At 62.3% G+C, this 3,948-nt stretch carries 6 protein-coding genes; 5 read left to right on the forward strand and 1 reads right to left on the reverse strand.

What is annotated here, in order from left to right; all coding sequences use genetic code 11:
• Positions 1 to 150 precede the first annotated feature (150 nt).
• Positions 151 to 783, forward strand: coding sequence for a TetR family transcriptional regulator (locus tag HX812_RS31270; protein WP_025857330.1), 633 nt, complete (start codon positions 151 to 153; stop codon positions 781 to 783).
• Positions 784 to 788: 5 nt separating this feature from the next.
• On the opposite strand, the gene HX812_RS31275 is transcribed toward HX812_RS31270, so the two are convergent.
• Positions 789 to 1,286 carry a C40 family peptidase gene (locus HX812_RS31275; RefSeq protein WP_038851221.1) on the reverse strand — a complete coding sequence of 166 codons (498 nt, stop codon included), beginning with the start codon at positions 1,284 to 1,286 and terminating at the stop codon, positions 789 to 791.
• Positions 1,287 to 1,563: 277 nt separating this feature from the next.
• On the opposite strand from HX812_RS31275, the gene ureE reads away from it, so the two are divergent.
• From ureE to HX812_RS31295, 4 genes are all read left to right on the forward strand, one after another.
• Positions 1,564 to 2,064 (forward strand): urease accessory protein UreE, encoded by a 501-nt coding sequence (gene ureE, locus HX812_RS31280; protein WP_038851222.1) that lies wholly within the window; start codon positions 1,564 to 1,566, stop codon positions 2,062 to 2,064.
• Complete coding sequence (locus HX812_RS31285; RefSeq protein WP_038851223.1) at positions 2,061 to 2,735, forward strand: urease accessory protein UreF; 675 nt, start codon at positions 2,061 to 2,063, stop codon at positions 2,733 to 2,735. Before ureE ends, HX812_RS31285 begins: the two co-directional genes overlap by 4 nt.
• Positions 2,736 to 2,744: 9 nt before the next feature.
• Positions 2,745 to 3,359: an urease accessory protein UreG gene (gene ureG, locus HX812_RS31290; protein ID WP_033897387.1), complete on the forward strand. Its 615-nt coding sequence runs from the start codon at positions 2,745 to 2,747 to the stop codon at positions 3,357 to 3,359.
• Between the two features lie 22 nt (positions 3,360 to 3,381).
• The coding region (locus tag HX812_RS31295) for a HupE/UreJ family protein (RefSeq protein WP_178949151.1) at positions 3,382 to 3,948 on the forward strand (567 nt) is incomplete at its 3' end.

Genomic DNA, 3,948 nt, shown 5'->3' on the forward strand with positions numbered 1-3,948 from the left:
CCCCGTGGTGGCCGAAAAAAAAGCCCGATCTGTCGATCGGGCTTTTGCTTTCCTGTAGATCGCGCTACGCCTCTCCCCGCCAAGTTCGACGTCAGCAGACCTGTTTTGCTAGAGTGCGTCGCTGTACTTGCCGAGAAAGCCCGCCCGCCCATGCTGCCCCGCGCCGAACAGAAGCAACAGACCCGCCTCGCCCTGATGGACGCAGCCCGCCATCTGATGGAGTGTGGCCGTGGGTTTGGCAGCCTGAGTCTGCGCGAAGTGGCGAAGACGGCCGGTATCGTGCCCACCGGTTTCTATCGGCATTTTGCCGACATGGACCAGTTGGGGCTTGTGTTGGTGAGTGAAGTCGGCCAGACCTTCCGCGCCACCATCCGCCTGGTGCGCCATAACGAATTCGTGATGGGCGGCATTATCGACGCCTCCGTGCGGATCTTTCTCGATGTGGTCTCGGCCAACCGTTCGCAATTCCTGTTCCTGGCCCGCGAGCAATACGGCGGCTGCCTGGCGGTGCGCCAGGCCATCGGTGCGCTACGTGAAGACATCACCCGCGACTTGGCGGCCGACCTGACGTTCATGCCAAAACTGCAGCACCTGGATGCCGAAGGCCTGCATGTGATGGCCGACCTGATCGTCAAAAGTGTGTTCGCCACCCTCCCCGACATCATCGATCCACCGGCCCAGGCCCTGCCTGACCACCTTACGCCCCAGGCGAAAATCACCCAGCAATTGCGCTTTATCTTTATCGGTTTGAAGCACTGGCAAGGCTTGGGCAGTACCGAGTAAAGCCATCACCCTGCCGTGTGGAAACGCTTGGCGGTGGTGTAGTTCCTGTTCCAGTAGCTGTTGCTCAATGAGTCGATGCGAATGTTCTTGCCTGCGCGGGGTGAGTGGATAAATTTGCCCTCGCCTATATAAAGCCCCACATGGCTGACCTGGCCGCCTCCATTCGCTTTGAAAAACACAGCATCACCCGGCTTGAGCGCGTTGCGCCGGATGGTGGCAGCCGTTGACCGCTGCATCGCCGCGGTGGTGCGCGGGATCTGGATATTGGCTTCAGTCTTGAACAGATAGACCAGCAGGCTACTGCAATCGAACCCCTGGTCCGCGGAGGTGCCGCCCCATTTATAGGGCGTCCCCAGCAGTTCGTGGGCGCGGTCGACTACATCCTCGATAGACGCTTGCCTCAGTGAAGTGCTGAAGGATGGATGAGACTTCAGATTGGCAGAGGCCGATGAAAGCGCGAAAGACAGGCTGACAATAACCAGGCAACAAAATGACTTGAACATGATGAACGTCGCAGTGAATTAAACACGGCGCACAGCCTAATGATCTCGCAGGTAAGGTGATGAACGCCGATTCCCCATACCCTGTAGGGAAAATCTGAAAACGCCCATCACCCGTGCAACAAGCAACATCGCGCACCACTTTGGCGCACGCCATCCATTCTTCCTCGCCCTGTTTAGTGGCACACCCCTCCTTGCCTACAGGCAATTCCTACTCCCCATCGAGGTTGGCAAGCCCCTTGCTCTAGCTGTTTCATCGCTCATAGCTGGAAGCTTCCTGATGCTGGTGATCCACCGCCGAATCGCCCCCCAAACCCTCTGGGCCGCCGAGTTGCTGCTGAACTTCGAAGCCCGCAGCAAAAGCCGCCTGCGCTGTTTCAGTGCCGACGGTGAAGACGTCGGCCTTTTCCTGGAGCGCGGCCAGCCGCCGCTGCACGATGGCGAATTCCTACAGTCGGAGGACGGACGAGTCGTACGCGTGTGCGCCCGGCCTGAACAACTGCTGCACGTCACCTGCAGCAGCGCATTTGAACTGACCCGCGCGGCGTATCACCTGGGTAACCGCCACGTGGCATTGCAAGTGGGCGATGGCTGGCTGCGCCTGCTCGATGACTACGTGCTCAAGGCCATGCTCGAACAGCTGGGCGCGCAGACGCAAACCATCGAAGCGCCATTCCAGCCGGAACATGGCGCCTATGGCGGCGGGCATCATCACTCGCGCCATGGTGATGAAGATTTCAACTACCCGCCCAAGCTGCACCAGTTCGGCGTACGTCTATGAACCCAGCCTGGGCGCTGTTGCGTCTGGCCAGTCCGCAATTGCCGATTGGTGGCTACAGCTATTCCCAAGGTTTGGAAATGGCGGTGGAGAACGGTCGCGTCAACGATGCTGCCAGCGCACGGCGCTGGATCAGTGACCAGTTGCTGCTCAACCTCGCACGTTTCGAGGCACCCGTTCTGCTCGCCCATTGCCAAGCCGCCTTTGAGGCCGATTGGCCGCGCCTGGCCCAGTTGTGCGAAGAACATCGCGCCAGCCGTGAGACCCGCGAGCTGTACCAGGAGAGCCGGCAGATGGGCTACTCCCTGCAACAACTGCTCAACGGCCTGCCGGAACTGGACGACGCCGCCCGCCTATTTCTTCAACAGTGCGCCGAATCGCATTTGGCATTGGGCTGGGCCCTGGCCGCACGCGCCTGGAACATCAGCCCCGCCGACGCGCTTGCCGCCTGGCTATGGAGCTGGCTGGAAAACCAATTGGCTGTGCTGATGAAAACCCTGCCCTTGGGCCAGCAAGCCGCCCAACGCCTGACCAGTGAACTGCTGCCGTTGCTGCAACAAGCCCAGCAGGACGCCAACCGCATCCAACCCAACCATTTCGGCAGCGCCGCGTTCGGCCTGTCCCTGGCCTGCATGGCCCACGAGCGCCAATACAGCCGACTGTTTCGTTCCTAGGAGAAGCATATGAACTCACAACCTTTGCGTGTCGGCATCGGCGGCCCGGTGGGCTCCGGCAAGACGGCCCTGACCCTGGCCCTGTGCCTCGCGCTGCGTGATCGCTACAACCTGGCAGTGGTCACCAATGACATCTACACCCGCGAAGACGCTGACTTCCTGGTGCGCAACCAGGCACTCGCGCCGGAACGCATCATCGGCGTGGAAACCGGTGGCTGCCCGCACACGGCGATCCGCGAAGACGCCTCGATCAACCTGGAAGCCGTCGACCAGCTCAACCGTCGTTTCCCCGGCCTGGACTTGATCCTGGTGGAGTCCGGCGGCGACAACCTCTCGGCCACCTTCAGCCCGGAGTTGTCGGACCTGACCATCTACGTGATCGATGTGTCCGCCGGCGACAAGCTGCCGCGCAAGGGCGGGCCTGGCATCTGCAAGTCCGACCTGCTGGTGATCAACAAGATCGACCTGGCGCCCTTGGTCGGCGCGTCGCTGGAGCTGATGAACAGCGACACCACGCGCATGCGCAACGGCAAACCCTTTGTGTTCAGCAACCAGAAAACCGGTGTCGGCCTGGAGGACATCGTCGCCTTCATCGAACGCCAAGGCCTGCTGACCGCCGCCTGATCAACCCATAAGGAACCTGTCCATGAGCCTCAAGAAACTCTTCACCGCCGCCGCCCTGCTGCTGGCCCCTGCCCTGGCCTTCGCTCACCCGGGCCATGGCGACAACGGCCTGGTGGCCGGTATCAGCCATCCCCTGGGGGGCATCGACCACTTGCTGGCCATGGTCGCGGTCGGTTTGTGGGCCGCCCAACAAAAAGGCGCCGCGCGTTGGGCGCTGCCGTGCACCTTTGTCGGCACCATGCTGATTGGCGGCGTGCTGGGTTTTGAAGGCCTGGCGTTGCCGGCATTGGAAAGCGGGATTGCCGCGTCGGTGCTGGCCCTGGGCCTGGCGGTGGCGCTGGCGGTGCGCCCGCCGCTGTTCATGGCGGTGGGGGCAACGGCCTTGTTCGCGCTGTTCCACGGCGTGGCGCATGGCCTGGAGCTGCCGGACATGTCCAGCCCGTGGGCGTATGCCGCTGGCTTTGTCGGTGCGACTGCCGTGCTGCACGCGGCCGGTTATGCGGTGGTGCGCTTCCTGCCGGCTGCGGCGGCGCCGTTGGTGCGGATTGCGGGGGCGGCTTCGGCGGCGACGGGGATCTGGTTGCTCGCG

This window comes from Pseudomonas sp. IPO3749 (genome assembly GCF_013386605.1).
In the GTDB taxonomy this organism is placed as follows: domain Bacteria; phylum Pseudomonadota; class Gammaproteobacteria; order Pseudomonadales; family Pseudomonadaceae; genus Aquipseudomonas; species Aquipseudomonas azotoformans_A.